General features: G+C 55.8%; 11 protein-coding genes. 5 read left to right on the top strand and 6 right to left on the bottom strand.

Annotation, left to right across the window (positions count from 1 at the left end):
- Window positions 1-30: 30 nt before the first annotated feature.
- The 4 genes from DB48_RS00935 to DB48_RS00920 form a co-directional block, all read right to left on the bottom strand.
- Window positions 31-1746 carry a hypothetical protein gene (locus DB48_RS00935; RefSeq protein ID WP_041508457.1) on the bottom strand — a complete coding sequence of 572 codons (1716 nt, stop codon included), beginning with the start codon at window positions 1744-1746 and terminating at the stop codon, window positions 31-33.
- Window positions 1747-2219: 473 nt separating this feature from the next.
- Window positions 2220-2972 (bottom strand): phosphoadenylyl-sulfate reductase, encoded by a 753-nt coding sequence (locus DB48_RS00930; protein WP_235375303.1) that lies wholly within the window; start codon window positions 2970-2972, stop codon window positions 2220-2222.
- Window positions 2965-4662, bottom strand: a complete 1698-nt coding sequence (gene cysI / locus DB48_RS00925) for an assimilatory sulfite reductase (NADPH) hemoprotein subunit (protein WP_041508455.1) — start codon at window positions 4660-4662, stop codon at window positions 2965-2967. Before cysI ends, DB48_RS00930 begins: the two co-directional genes overlap by 8 nt.
- Before the next feature lie 77 nt (window positions 4663-4739).
- Entirely contained in the window at window positions 4740-6524 is a 1785-nt protein-coding gene (locus DB48_RS00920) for an assimilatory sulfite reductase (NADPH) flavoprotein subunit (RefSeq protein WP_041508454.1), read from the bottom strand.
- Window positions 6525-6856: 332 nt separating this feature from the next.
- Here DB48_RS00920 and DB48_RS00915 point away from each other — a divergent pair, with 332 nt between their 5' ends.
- The 4 genes from DB48_RS00915 (at window position 6857) to DB48_RS00900 (ending at window position 10505) form a co-directional block, all read left to right on the top strand.
- Window positions 6857-8026: a Re/Si-specific NAD(P)(+) transhydrogenase subunit alpha gene (locus DB48_RS00915; RefSeq protein WP_041508453.1), complete on the top strand. Its 1170-nt coding sequence runs from the start codon at window positions 6857-6859 to the stop codon at window positions 8024-8026.
- A gap of 28 nt (window positions 8027-8054) precedes the next feature.
- Window positions 8055-8300 (top strand): NAD(P) transhydrogenase subunit alpha, encoded by a 246-nt coding sequence (locus DB48_RS00910; RefSeq protein WP_235375301.1) that lies wholly within the window; start codon window positions 8055-8057, stop codon window positions 8298-8300.
- Between the two features lie 6 nt (window positions 8301-8306).
- Window positions 8307-9689 (top strand): NAD(P)(+) transhydrogenase (Re/Si-specific) subunit beta, encoded by a 1383-nt coding sequence (locus DB48_RS00905; protein ID WP_041508451.1) that lies wholly within the window; start codon window positions 8307-8309, stop codon window positions 9687-9689.
- A 531-nt stretch (window positions 9690-10220) separates the two neighbouring features.
- On the top strand, window positions 10221-10505 hold the full coding sequence (locus tag DB48_RS00900) for a hypothetical protein (RefSeq protein ID WP_041508450.1): 285 nt from the start codon (window positions 10221-10223) through the stop codon (window positions 10503-10505).
- Window positions 10506-10717: 212 nt separating this feature from the next.
- Here the strand turns inward: DB48_RS00900 and DB48_RS00895 are convergent, their stop codons facing one another.
- Complete coding sequence (locus DB48_RS00895; protein WP_041508449.1) at window positions 10718-11569, bottom strand: hypothetical protein; 852 nt, start codon at window positions 11567-11569, stop codon at window positions 10718-10720.
- Window positions 11566-12996 carry a bifunctional D-glycero-beta-D-manno-heptose-7-phosphate kinase/D-glycero-beta-D-manno-heptose 1-phosphate adenylyltransferase HldE gene (hldE, locus tag DB48_RS00890; RefSeq protein WP_041508448.1) on the bottom strand — a complete coding sequence of 477 codons (1431 nt, stop codon included), beginning with the start codon at window positions 12994-12996 and terminating at the stop codon, window positions 11566-11568. Before hldE ends, DB48_RS00895 begins: the two co-directional genes overlap by 4 nt.
- Before the next feature lie 105 nt (window positions 12997-13101).
- Here hldE and DB48_RS00885 point away from each other — a divergent pair, with 105 nt between their 5' ends.
- Window positions 13102-14028 carry an LpxL/LpxP family Kdo(2)-lipid IV(A) lauroyl/palmitoleoyl acyltransferase gene (locus DB48_RS00885; protein WP_041508447.1) on the top strand — a complete coding sequence of 309 codons (927 nt, stop codon included), beginning with the start codon at window positions 13102-13104 and terminating at the stop codon, window positions 14026-14028.
- The last annotated feature ends 184 nt before the right edge of the window (window positions 14029-14212 follow it).

Raw genomic sequence — 14212 nt, 5'->3', positions numbered from 1 at the left:
GCTATGCTTTTTTGCGACGATGAATGACCCTTAGTCGTTGCGGGTCTCTACCAGGCTGTCGATGACGATCCCCTTAGCATTGATATCCATCTCCACCTTCAGCTGAGTGCGATAGTCTTTCAGCGCCTCCAGCTCCTCAGGAATAGGCTCACCGCTCATGGCCATCAGGTTCATGGCTGGGGTGAACAGCTTGGCGTAATCGGCTGTCATAGAAAACAGACCATTCGCCGTAGGCTTCTCAGCGGTTAGCTTATCGGCGATCGCCTTGCTCTTCTCGCCCGTGTAGATGGTGAGGTGCTGTCCCTTCAGTGCCATCTGCGCCCGCACCCCGAGGGATGGCGGCAGGTGCAGCGCAGCGCCGAGATCGACCGTGCTACCGTCGCTAGGCAGATTGACATTGGCCAGCTCGGGGGCAAACGGCTTCACCATGTTAAACAGGGTGGCCGGGTCGTCCGCCGTCAGGGTCGTGATGGCATCGAGATCCTTAAGGGAGATCTGCTGCGTGTCTTGCTCCAGGGCATAATCGAGCAGCGAGAAGGAGACCCCTTTCACGCCGTTAGCCATACCGGTAAACATACCCAGCATCGCCGGGCTCTGCCCTTCCATCTCCCCCTGCAGCTGTGCCAGCGGCTCACACTGATAGCTTGGGGTGAGCAGATCGTCCCAGATCTTAGAGATGCTAGGCACAAACTGATTCACATCTAGGCCAAGGGCCATAGAGAACACACCCGTATCGATCGTCTTGGTATGGGCCGGAATAAAGCCGCGCATCTGGCTCAGGGCACCGAGGATCACCTGGTTGTTGCTCTCGATAACCGTGCTAAAGCCTATCTTGGCCCGCTTGTTCTTCACCTCAAAATCCGTATAACCGATGATAGTACGTGGCCAGTTGGCGGCGATGCCGGCAAGCTCACTCTGACAGGCCTGAGAGCGTAGCTCAACGAAGGGGTCGTCATGGATAAGCTTAAAGATCTGGGTCAGCTGACGCGCCATCTGGTTACCGTCCAGGGTGGTGATCGCCTTAACTAACTCCTGATGATTGATATAGCTGACGCTGTCCTTTTTAAAGCCGTGTTTCTTGATGATCTCATCGACCGTGCCGGCCTTGGCCAGCGAGTCTTGTACCGGCTTAAGCCCCAGTGCGGTTTCTAGCAATTCAGGCTCAAGAAAGCTGGTTTCCAGGGTCAAGGTCAGCATGCCCTTGTCGATGGCAAACACCAGATCCACTTGTTCGTTCTCGCCCTCGTCGGTGAGACGATAGGCACGGTACTTGACCTCGCCAAGCTGCTTAGCCGTATGCGTCAATCCGCTATCGGCCTCGGCCTTATCCAGCACCGCCCAGAAGTGTTGAGGATTAGCGATATCCAGCTTGATCACCGGCAACACGCCCAGGGTATAGAAATAACTGGTGATTTTCTCGGGCAGGCCAAAGGTATCGACTAGCTGCTGGCCATCTTTCGAGGCGTCGAAGTAACGCTCCAATACACGGAAGATAAACTGGGCCCTGGGATCGTCATCCTCAGACAGCAGTGCCTTCATCTCAGCAGGGTATTGCTTCTGCGCCTCGGGGAGGGCGTCGATATAATCCTTTATGGGAAAAGGCTCAAACTGTGCGGAAAACAGCGGTGTATCGGCTGGCACATAGGCCAATACCTGATTATCTACGGACTTAGGCGCCTGCTGCATCGCCCAGTAGCCCCCTGCGCCTACGGCAAGGATTGCCACCGCCACTAATGCCTTCTTCATTCAATAAACTCCCTGTTAAATCGCGCGGGCAGTCGGGCCTATCCCAAGCTGGCAGCACGTAAGAAAAGAATGGCGTCGATATTACTATATGGATGAATAAAAAGGGAAATAAGATTATCGGGGGGATCCCTGGATAGCCGCAGCGGACTATCCAGGGCCTATGGCTATTAATTAGCATGCGCCAGCAGACCAATCAAACATCTAGCTCTCGCCAAGCGAGTTGGGTTTCGATCTTGTCGGCGGCTCTGCCCGTCGCTTAAAAGAGGAAGAAAAGCGACTGGATCCAAATCGGCTCCGATACAGACAACAATCCAAAACCATCTACGGGAACTTACCACTATAGTTCAAATTTATGACCTGTGCATAACCGTGTGCAAAAGAAGTGCAAAAAAGTACACAAATCAGAAGAAAGTACTAATTAATCAGCACGCTAGAGGCTTTATATCTCATAAAGCCTCCTATTTCACCAATCCTTAGATCTCGTAGTGCAGGCCACACTCACGCTTGAGGCCGTTGAAGCGGGTCTCCTCTTCGGTCATCCCCAGTTCCAATGGGCGACTGGAATGGGTATCCCCCACCGACACGTAGCCCTGCTCCCATAGCGGGTGATAAGGCAGGTCGTGCTCAGTGAGATACTCGTGCACATCCTTGTTGCTCCACTCCAGGATAGGCAGCAGCTTGTAGCGATCGCCATGGATCGCCAAAATCGGCAGTTCCTCGCGAGTGCTGGACTGGGCGCGGCGCAGGCCCGCGAACCAGGTGCCTACCTCTAGCTCCTTGAGCGCCGTCTGCATGGGGACCACCTTGTTGAGACGATTGTATTGCTCCAGGCCATCCAGCCCCTGCTCCCACAGGCGACCGAAACGGGCCTCCTGCCAGGCGCTGGTCATGGGGGCGCGGTACACCTTGAGGTTAAGCTTCAGCCGCTCGGTCAGCTCGTCGATGAACTGATAGGTTTCGGGAAACAGGTAACCCGTGTCTGTGAGGATCACCGGAATGTCCTGCTGTACCTGGGTCACCAGGTGCAGCATCACGGCGCCCTGAATACCGAAACTTGACGAGAGCGCATGGGTGCCCGGCAGATAGGCCAGGCCCCAGATCACCCGCTCGGCGGGCGTGAGTCCGGCCAGGAAGGCGTTGACTCTGGCCAGCTCTGCATCTTGCTCAACCTTAGGCGCGCTCAGTAGAGCCTTTAGCGCCTGGGCAGAGATCACTGAATTATCCATGGAAATCCTTAGCGGCATCGATAACCGCCTTCACCACACCGACACGCACGGTGAAGTTACCAAAGGTTTCGCCAGCTTCTCGCTCTTTGACGTAGCGGGCAAACAGTTCATCCAGTGCCGCCAGTATCTCGGCTTCCTGAATGTTTTCACGGTAGAGTTTGTTCAGGCGTGTCCCCTCGAAACTCGCGCCCAGGTAGAGGTTGTAGCGTCCGGGCGCCTTACCCACCAGGCCAATTTCGGCGGCGAAGGGGCGCGCACACCCGTTAGGACAGCCCGTCATACGGATCACTATCGGCTGCTCCAGGAAGCCATGTTTCTCCTGCAGCGCCTCGACCTTGGTCATGAAGTCTGGGAAGTAACGCTCGGCCTCGGCCATCGCCAGGGCACAGGTTGGCAGCGCCACACAGGCAATGGAGTGACCACGAGTCGGGCTGATCAACTTACCCATGAGGCCATGACTGCGGGCGATCGCCTCGATCTGCGCCTTATCCTCTTCGGCCACACCAGCGATGATGATGTTCTGGTTGGCGGTCATGCGGAAATCACCCTTGTGTACTAGGGCTATCTCACGCAGGCCTGTCTGCAACGGTTGTCCCGGCAGATCCTTGATGCGGCCGCCCTCGATAAACAGGGTCAGGTGCCAGTGGTTATCCACGCCCTTGATCCAGCCATAACGATCGCCGCGATCGCCGATCACCACCTCTCGCTTGGGTTCGAATTTTACGCCGGCGCGCTGTTCCACTTCTGCCTTGAAGGCCTCAAAACCATGTTTGACTATGGTGTACTTAAGGCGCGACTGCTTACGATCTGAGCGGTTACCCCAATCGCGCTGCAGCTTGAGCACGGCCTCGGCAAACTTGAGGCAGTCTTCGGCCTTGATGAAGCCAAAGTCGTCGCCCAAACGCGGGAAGGTCGCGACCTCGCCATGGGTCGAGCCCATGCCACCACCGGCCACCATGTTAAAGCCAACCAGCTCACCGTCTTCGGCCACGGCGATGAAGCCGAGGTCATTGGTGTAGACATCCACGTCGTTGTCGGGCGGTACGGCCACGGCCATCTTAAACTTACGTGGCAGATAGGTCTTGCCATAGACAGGCTCCACCTCTTCGCTCTCGCTCACCGCCACCTTGTCATCGCCCAGCCAGATCTCGGCGTAGGCCTTGGTGCGTGGCAGGTAGTTGTCCGACAGCTTCTTGGCCCAATAGTAGGCCTGCTGATGCAGCTTGGACTCTACCGGGTTAGGGTTACACATGACGTTACGGTTCACGTCGCCACAGGCGGCGATAGAGTCCAGTGCCTCTCTGTCCAGATCCTGGATCAGCGTCTTGAGGTTACGCTTAGGGATGCCGTGATACTGAAAGGTCTGGCGGGTCGTCAGACGAATGCTGTTAGAGCTGGTCAGGGTTGAGGCAATCTTATCCACCCCCAGCCACTGCTTGGGGGTACAGACGCCACCGGCCACACGGGCACGCAGCATGAAGCTGTAGAGGGGCTCTAGCTTCTGCTCCTTACGCTCGTTGCGCAGATCGCGGTCGTCCTGCTGGTAGAAACCATGGAACTTGATCAACTGCTGATCCGCATCGTTAAAGGCACCGGTCAGCGAGGTATCTAACCCCTCTTCTATGGTGCCGCGCAGGTAGTTACTGTCGGTCTTAAGGTACTCGTTTACTGATAATTTCTGATCGCTCATGGCTACTGCCCTATCCTGTTTTTGCACCGGCGCTGCCCATGCAAGTTAATCTGTCGGCGACTGGCGCCCTGTCTCAATTAATAAACGTCTTTCTGATAACGCTTGTCGCTGCGCAGGCTTTCCAGCAAGGCCTCGGCCTGCTCCTCGCTCTTGCCGCCATGTTGCTTAATCACTGTCACCAGGGCCTGATGCACATCCTTGGCCATGCGCTCGGCGTCACCACAGATATAAAGATGCGCACCGCGCTCGATCCACTGCCATAGCGTCTCGCCGCGCTCCAGGATGCGGTGCTGCACATAGATCTTATGAGCCTGATCTCTCGAGAAGGCCGAATCCAGGCGCGTCAGGGTGCCGTCTTTAAGGTATTGCTGCCACTCGGTCTGATAGAGGAAATCCTGCTCGAAGTGCGGATTGCCGAAGAAGAGCCAGCTGTCACCCTGGGCGCCCTGGGCCGCGCGCTCCTGCATGAAGGCGCGAAACGGTGCCACACCTGTGCCTGGGCCAATCATGACCACAGGCGTATCCGGATTTTCCGGCAGGCGGAAGTGATTGTTCGGCTCCACATAAACCTTCACTTCGGCGCCTTCCTGGGCGTTTGCCAGGAAGTGCGACGCGCCGCCAAAGCGGGTGCCCGACTCGCGCTCGTCTTCCACCAGCGCCACGGTCAGGTGTACCTCGCTCTCCACCTCAGACTGGCTAGAGGCGATCGAGTAGAGTCTTGGGGTGATCGGACGCAGCAGCTCCACCAGCTGGAAGGCGCTGATGTCCACAGGATACTTGGCCACCAAGTCGGCCAGCTGATGCTTGAGAATAAATTGACGGGCCTGCTCCCTGTCTTCGCTGATCGCCTGCAGCTCACTATTGCCGCTGAGCTGCGCCCAGTTTTGTACCAGACCAGGATAGAGCTGGGTCAGCTCACGCTTCTCTTTAAGCGCCGCGCTCAGGGTCAGGCTCGCATCCCCTAGAGTGACCTCTGCCTCGCCGTCTAACTTGAGGCCCTCAAGGATCTCAGTGACTAAGGCATCGCTGTTGCTGAACCAGACGCCCAGAGCATCACCGACCTGATAGTTCAGGCCTGACTCGCCGAGATCTATCTCCACATGACGCACGTCGCGATCCGAGTCGCGTCCGGTCAGCTTCTGACTCGCCAAGAGCTCGGCGCTGTAAGGCTTCTGTTTAGTAAAGCTCGACCCCGTCGTCGTGGTGCTCGCGCTGCCGATAGAGACCACGCTCGCGCCTGTGCCCACCAATGGCTTGACCGCGCCCAGCACAGCCTCTTGCCACTGAGTCGCCGCCGACTCGTAATCCACGTCACACTCGGTGAGTGGCACGATAGCCTTGGCACCCAGTGCGCTCAGGCGTTGGTCGAAATCTTTACCCGTCTGGCAGAAGAACTCATAGCTGGAATCTCCCAGCGCCAGTACGGCATAGTTGAGGGTGTCTAGCTTAGGCGCACGCTTAGAGGCCAGGAACTTGTGCAGCTCGATGGCATCGTCCGGCGCCTCACCTTCTCCATGAGTGCTCACCACGGCCAACAGCAGAGTCTCCTGCTTCAGCTGACGCGTCTTGTAGTCGGCCATAGAGACCAGATTGACGCTGTATCCCTGGGCCTGCGCCTTCTCGGCCAGCTCATTGGCGATGCCACGGCCGTTGCCGGTCTGGCTGCCATAGAGAATGGTGATGGTCTGCTGGGGCGCTTGCTGCACCTCGCCGGCCACGCCGCTCAGTTCGGCCGTAGCCGCTAGGTAGCCGCCTACCCAGGCGAGTTGCACGGCATTGAGTTCAGAGGTGAGTTGCTTAAGCTTATCCACCTGTGTCGCAGACAGAGGAGAAGCCAGTGATGAAAGCTCTTTTAACAGCATGGAAGACGGCCCTATAACAGTGTAATTAGCCTAGCTTAGTGGCTTAATAGAAAAGCAAAAAAGAATAAAATCTAATTTTTAATTCATTTTTGGAATATGCAAAGGTTATAATTTGAGCTACAAAAGTGAGAGTGGTGAGCGATATTTGCTTAAGCTGTGCCCTTAACCACAGAATTTGAAATGAAATTTTGTGGACTGACGCAAACTTTTTGCTCCGACCAGTGCACGAGTGCTGATTATGAAAAATTCGCGCTTGTGTCTAAGTCCAGACTCGCCACAATAGCCACCCAATAATTCATAACGACGTCTGTCCCCAACTAAGAGGTTTCTCAGTGAAACTAGGTCTACCTAAAGAGAGCCATGCCGAAGAAAAACGCGTCGCGTTGATCCCGGCCAATGTGACTCGGTTAATCAAAAAAAACCTCCAAATTATCGTGGAGAGCGGAGCGGGTGTCGCTGCAGGCTTTAGCGATCAAGCCTATCAAGAGGCGGGAGCCGTCATTGCCGACAGAGACGAGGCACTCGGCGCCGATATCATCACCCTGGTCAACCTCAAGGGTGAGCAGTTTGAGGAGATCAAGGCCAAGGCCAAACCCCAGCAGCTGTTTATCGGCATGATGGATCCCCTGGCACAACCGGAAAATGCCGCCAGCCTGGCACAGACAGGCACCAGCGCCCTGGCACTGGAACTGGTCCCCAGGATCACCCGTGCCCAGAGCATGGATATCCTCTCCTCAATGGCCACCATCGCCGGTTACAAGGCCGTGCTACTGGCGGCCCACGAGGCGCCGCGCATGTTCCCTATGATGATGACGGCGGCTGGCACCCTCAAGCCGGCCCGCGCCTTCATCATGGGTGTCGGCGTCGCCGGTCTGCAGGCCTGTGCTACCGCCAAGCGTCTGGGCGCCGTGGTGGAAGCCTATGATATTCGCCCCGCCGCCAGGGAGCAGATCCTCTCGGTGGGCGCCAAGCCGGTCGAACTGGATCTTGAAACCGAAAATACCGAGACCAAGGGGGGCTACGCCGCCGAGCAGAGCGACGACTTTATCAAGCGTCAGCAACAGGCGATGGCCAACGTGCTGGCGCAGCAGGATATCGTCATCACCACCGCAGCCATCCCGGGCCGCAAGGCCCCCGTGCTGATCACCAAGGAGATGGTGGATGCCATGAAGCCGGGCACGGTTATCGTAGATCTCGCCGCCGAAACCGGTGGTAACTGCGAGCTGACCCAGCTGGACGAGACTGTGGTCCATAACGGCGTCACCATACTCGGGCCATCGAATGTGCCTGGCAGCGCGGCGACCCACGCCAGCCAGATGTATGGCACCAACATAGAAAACCTGCTCAAGCTAATCGTCGACGATGAGGGCCAGTTACAGCTGGACTTCGACGACGAGATTGTGCGCGACACAGTCGTCACCCATCAGGGTGAGGTGGTTAACGCCAGATTACGCGATCTGTTATCACTGCCGTCACTTGCGGCAACAGAGGAGGCTCAATAATGGAGATCTTATTCTACTGACCCTGTTCGTGGTGGCAGTATTCCTTGGGGTTGAGCTGATCACTAAGGTGCCGCCTACCCTGCATACCCCCCTGATGTCAGGCTCAAACGCCATCTCGGGGATCTCCCTGGTCGGCGCCCTGCTTGCGGCCGGTTCAGGCGCGGGACTCTGGGTCAATGTACTAGGCTTCATCGCCGTGGTACTGGCCACCATAAACGTTGTGGGTGGCTACATGGTCACCAACCGTATGCTTGCCATGTTTAAGAGGAAATAAGCCAACATGAGTATGACGATTATCTATCTCGCCTACCTTGTGGCTGCGAGTCTGTTTATTTTAGGGATCAAGGGGCTGACCAAGCCCCGCACCGCGGTGCGCGGTAACCAGTTATCGGCCCTGGGCATGTTCATCGCCGTGGTGGTAACCCTGCTGGACAAGAGCATCTTAAGCTATGAGTGGATCATTGCCGGTATCCTGCTCGGTGGTGCCATAGGCGCCGTGATGGCCACCAAGATCCAGGTGACCGCCATGCCACAGATGGTGGCGCTGCTCAACGGTTTCGGTGGCGGCGCCTCGCTGTTTATCGCCCTGGCAAGCTTCCTGGATCCCGATTCGGCGACTCATGTGGTCGCGCTTATCTCTATCGGCCTGACTGTGCTTATCGGCTCTGTGACCCTCTCGGGCTCCTTCGTGGCGTTTGCTAAGCTACAGGAGCTTATCTCCGGTAACCCTATCCGGGTGCCGGGTAACAAGTTCATCAACGCCAGCCTGTTGATCGCGGCCCTGATACTGACGGTTGCCGTGGTCACCACGCCGAGTAATCCAACCTTCATCTACGCCTTAGTCGCCGTGTCGCTGCTGCTGGGCCTCTTCCTAGTGGTTCCTATCGGCGGCGCCGATATGCCAGTGGTTATCGCCCTGTTGAACTCCTACTCGGGTATCGCCGCGGCAACCACAGGTTTCATCACGGGCAATACAGTCCTGATCGTCTCGGGTTCACTGGTCGGCGCCTCGGGGATCATCCTGACCCAGATCATGTGTAAGGCGATGAACCGCTCGCTGTTCAACGTGCTCTTTGGTGTGATGGCCGAAGGCGGTGAGACAGTCGATGCCGACGAGGTATACGCCGGCAAGGTAACCTCCTCTTCACCAGAAGAGGTCGCCATGCTACTGGAAACCGCCGAGCGCGTGGTGATTGTCCCGGGTTACGGTCTGGCGATGGCGCAGGCGCAACATGCGGTGCGTGAGTTGGCCTCGATACTGGAGGCGCGCGGCGCCCAGGTCCTCTACGCCATTCACCCTGTTGCAGGCCGTATGCCAGGCCACATGAACGTACTGCTGGCCGAGGCCGAGGTGCCCTACGAGCAGCTGATCGAGATGGATGAGATCAACCCTCAGTTCGAGCAGACGGATGTGGCCATCGTCATTGGTGCCAACGACGTGACCAACCCTATGGCCCGTGAGGACAAAGGCAGCCCTATCTACGGCATGCCTATCCTCAACGTCGACAAGGCGCGCACCGTGGTAGTCGTTAAGCGCTCCCTGAGCCCTGGCTTCGCCGGTCTGCCTAATCCGCTGTTTGCCAAAGATAACGCCCTGATGTTGTTTGGTGACGGTAAGAAGGCGATTGTCGATCTGACTCAGTCCCTGAAAGAAGCGGACTAAGCGTACAACATCTACAAAAAGGTCGTTTAACGGCCTTTTTTATTGCCTAGGGCCTGTTGACCTTTTGAGAACAATTTTTGTTCTAATTGAGCACGTTCAAATCGCGGCATGAGGCTTGAAGTATAGTTATTCTATATAAAAGCCGAGTAACAAAGAGTTGAACGTGCTCAAGACGAACCCTGCGGGCAGCGTCTGTATCATTTTTCTACTGCGTTATCGCTCATTGATGTAGCACACCACATTACAATCGCTCTGCCTTGTATAAAATCGATACAGAATGCTGCAAAAATGAACGCGAAAGATAAGCAGGCCCTAGCTAAAAATGAATTTAGATAAATCTTCTTGATAAATTTGCAGTTTATTTTTTATCTTCTCGACCTTGCTTTTTGGTGAAAAGTTATCCAAATATTTCGGCTATACTTAGCGTGAGAGGCCACACTTTGGCCGGGTGAATCGCTTGCATATTGACTTAACATCTGATTATATAATCATCATGCAACAATGTTAGCGTTTCCTAAAGAGGCTTTGAAAATGCAATCTCAAGTGCTAAATAATGGACTGCTCTCTTTCGAGGATAGGCGCGTTTCTCAGGCTCACACTAACGAACATTGGGACAGGTTGACGACGGCGCAGCGATTCGCCTTCTACACCTTAGCGAAACTTGGTTATCAGCTACTCTTTGTCAGACAAACGTCTACGACGAGTACGGCTATCGCCAAGCAGGAAGATCAACTCGCGACCATAGACGACGATGGTGATATCGACTTTAACCCAGATATCATCCTGCGCGAACGCCGTCCACCTCGAAAGCAATAAGTTAAAAAAGGAGCCTCTGGCTCCTTTTTTATTTTCCCAAACGTTCCGGTTATACCAATCACAGTAAATATGTGATCAGAAATAGCGCAGGAAAAACGCTTGAGAACAAAGCAGGATTTTTAGATAAGTAGTTATTCTACAATTAAAAATATTAATACAGTTATCGAGCGTTTTAACAAGCTAGCATGATCAATTATTTATTACGATTGGTATTACTCCCCCTGCATCGCCTGTTCGGTCAACCAGCGCTCGGCGGCCTGTTCCCCCATCAAGTGGTTCAGGGTTGGCCGGATGATGACGCCCATCTCGGGTCTGCGCCAGAACATGTAATGGGGCAGCTTAGCCTGAGTGGCCGCGCCGAATACTCTGTGGAGCAGGCTGGCAAACTCGTCCAAAGTCTCCTGATCATATTGGACAAGCACAGGATAGATGGCGTCAATAAGACTATCGAAATCCGCAAATGCCCCTAACGCCTGCCAGCTATATCGAGTGAACAGCTGAGAGAGCATGGGCGTCGACCAGTGAGAGATCGCCTTCACGTTCTCAAACACCTCTAGGTTGCGTCTGTGATACTGCTGCCAGGCCAAGGTTTCCGGCTGGCCCGCCTTGGCAAGCGACCAGAGCAGATAGAAATCTGCCAGCCACTCGTGTTGGTAAGGCGTTAACTTATCGGCTTGCAAGTAAGTGGAGCGCGAACGGCTCACCGCCAGGTGCCCCAGCTCGTGAGCCAGGGTCATCTGCTTGGCCTGCGCTATCGGCAGGGCATAGACCTGGCCGTTCCACAGCGCCGAATAAGATTTGGGAATGCGCGCCTCGGCCAGCAACACCAGGCCAGTAACACTTAAGTTGGTAACACCTGGATCGCCCAGGGGCCTGACCATGGCACCGCGGCGGCCCATCTGACTCACCAGCGTTTGAGAATTGAGGGGTAATTGCGCCCTGGCCTCAGGGGGTAACTGGGCCAGGCACTCTTGAATGTGAGACGTTTGACATACCAGCGCCTGACCTTGGGGCATGGGCGCCCAGAACCAGGCACTGGCGATCAGTAACGTCCCTGCGATCACTGCTTGGCCATAATATTTTCGATGATGGCCGTAGTAGAGACGCCATCTTCGAAGCCTAGCACCTCGACGCTGCCACCGGCGGCGATCACCTCTTTGCCACCGGCGATCTCTTCTACCTTGTAGTCACCGCCCTTCACCAGCTTGGTGGGTAGCAGCCTGGAGATGATGCGCTGCGGCGTATCTTCGCTGAAGGGCACCACCCAGTCTACCGAGGCAAGACCCGCCAGTACCGCCATACGACGTTCCAGCTTGTTGACCGGACGGCCGTCACCCTTGAGGCGCTTCACCGATTCGTCATCGTTGACCGCTACGATAAGCCTGTCACCCAACGCTCTCGCCTGCTGCAGGTAACTCACATGGCCGGCGTGCAGGATGTCGAAACAGCCATTGGTCATCACCACGCGCTCGCCCTTCAGCTTGGCCTGCTCCAGGGCATAGGCCAGCTGATCTTCACTCACCACCCCATAGCCGCTCTCGCCATGGCTCAGGTTAAGCGCCGCGATAAGTTCGATACGGCTCACGGTTGAGGTACCCAGTTTACCAACCACGATACCCGCCGCCGTGTTGGCCAGGGCGCAGGCCACAGGCAAGTCGCAACCTACCGCCAGCGAAGTCGCCAATGCCGAGATCACAGTGTCACCGGCGCCGGTAACGTCATAGACCTCACGGGCAACGGTTGGAATGTGCAGCTCAGGGCCATCTTGGGTGATAAGCGTCATCCCCTTCTCGGAGCGAGTCACCAATAATGCCTCGAAATTGAAATCGCGCATCAGCTGCTTGGCCTTGGCCACCAGATCCGCCTCATCGGCCACGGCACCGACCACCTGCTCAAACTCACTCATGTTAGGGGTAAGCAGGCTGGCACCGCGATAACGGGAAAAATCACTGCCCTTAGGATCCACCAGCACCTTGACCCCTTTGGCCTTGGCCTTGGCGATGAAATCCTGAGGCGTAGCTATGGCTCCCTTGGCATAATCTGACAAGACCACCACGGTCACCTTATCCAGTTCTTTCTCGGCACTTTCCAGCAAGGCCTGACTCTGCTCGGCCGGATAGGCCTCCTCGAAGTCGAGGCGAATCAACTGCTGGTTGCGGGATAAGACGCGCAACTTGGTAATGGTTGGCAGATGAGCCACTCTGTGCCACTTAGGCGCAACGCCCATGGCCTCAACCCCTTGAGTCAGGGCGGCGGCGGTTTCATCCTCACCCACTATGCCCGCCAGGCTCACCTGACCGCCCAAGGCGGCGATGTTCAGGGCAACGTTTGCCGCCCCGCCGGGTCTGTCTTCGATCTGATTCACTCTTACCACAGGCACAGGCGCCTCGGGCGAAATGCGCCCCGTAGGGCCGCTCCAGTATCTGTCTAACATCACATCACCGACGACCAGAACGTTTGCTTTTTCGAAAGCTGGCAGAGAAATCTTCATATGGCACTTATCTTTTTGCGAAAATTAATCCCTGATTATACCTAATTTTCCCAAAAAATTGAGTTAGAATAAGCAGTAATTTTTGTAAACCCCATAAGGTCAACCGTGGTCGAAAACGCTCAATTCTCCGCTCAATTTTTCCATCCCAAATACTGGCTCATCTGGTTAGGCGTCGGCTTGATGCGCCTGACCCAGCTGCTGCCGCTCAGGGCCCAGATGAAACTGGGCCAAGGCATAGGCCGCTTGGCCATGGCGATCGCCGGCAGCCGCGTCAACACTGCCAAACGCAACATCGAACTCTGCTTTCCCGAGATGAGCCCGGCCGAGCAGCAGGCCTTGTTGACCCAAAATTTCGAAGAGACAGGCAAGGCTATCTTCGACATCGCCAACGCCTGGTGGTGGAGCGATGAACGCATTCAGCGCCATATGACGATTAAAGGCCAAGAAAATGTGGAACAGACACTGGCGGCGGGTCAGGGAGTGATCCTCTTTGCGGTGCACTGCCTGCCACTGGAGATGGGCGCACGCATCTTTGGTCAGTTTCAGCCGGGTATAGGCGTCTACCGTCCCCACAATAATCCGCTGATGGAATACCTCCAGGTCAAGGGACGCCTGCGCTCCAACAAGGGACTGGTGCCTAAACGGGATCTCAGGCAGATGGTGCGCAGCCTGCGCAATCCAGATGTGATCTGGTATACCGCGGACCAGGATTTTGGCCGTTCAAGCGCCGTCTTTATCCCCTTCTTCGCCGTACAGGAAGCCGCAACCATCACGGGTGCCACCACCCTGGCCAAGCTGGGTAAGGCCAAGGTATTGCCCTTCGTGGTGGTACGTAACCAGGATGACAAGGGATACACCATAGAGATCCAGCCACCGCTGGAGGATTTCCCTGGGGAGAACGAGCTCGAAGATGCCAAGCGAGGCAACCGCATAGTAGAGTCCATCATCGGCCGCAGCCCGGCGCAGTATATGTGGCTGCATAGACGCTTCAAGACGCGTCCCAATAAGGATGACCCGTCGCTCTATCGCTAGAGGCCTGTAGACTTTCATCTCGCCACTGAAGGATTTCGTCATATCGCCTATGGCTTAAGCATTGCCGCTGAGGGCTCAGGCATTACCGCTGAAGGCTCAATCCCTAACGGTAAACGCCAGATAAAGCCAGCCATTGAGGCTGGCTTTTTTGTCACCAAGCATCACCCCACCAAGCAAACAAGTA

The organism is Shewanella sp. cp20, from assembly GCF_000832025.1.
Lineage (GTDB): Bacteria > Pseudomonadota > Gammaproteobacteria > Enterobacterales > Shewanellaceae > Shewanella.
This window is presented reverse-complemented; position numbering and strand designations above follow the sequence as displayed.

Bases quoted from the DNA above. Each gene is read 5' to 3' on its own strand.
- DB48_RS00920 (WP_041508454.1), bottom strand. From the start codon at position 6,524: ATGCTGTTAAAAGAGCTTTCATCACTGGCTTCTCCTCTGTCTGCGACA.
- DB48_RS00900 (WP_041508450.1), top strand. From the start codon at position 10,221: ATGCAATCTCAAGTGCTAAATAATGGACTGCTCTCTTTCGAGGATAGG.
- DB48_RS00905 (WP_041508451.1), top strand. From the start codon at position 8,307: ATGAGTATGACGATTATCTATCTCGCCTACCTTGTGGCTGCGAGTCTG.
- hldE (WP_041508448.1), bottom strand. From the start codon at position 12,996: ATGAAGATTTCTCTGCCAGCTTTCGAAAAAGCAAACGTTCTGGTCGTC.
- cysI (WP_041508455.1), bottom strand. From the start codon at position 4,662: ATGAGCGATCAGAAATTATCAGTAAACGAGTACCTTAAGACCGACAGT.
- DB48_RS00930 (WP_235375303.1), bottom strand. From the start codon at position 2,972: ATGGATAATTCAGTGATCTCTGCCCAGGCGCTAAAGGCTCTACTGAGC.
- DB48_RS00935 (WP_041508457.1), bottom strand. From the start codon at position 1,746: ATGAAGAAGGCATTAGTGGCGGTGGCAATCCTTGCCGTAGGCGCAGGG.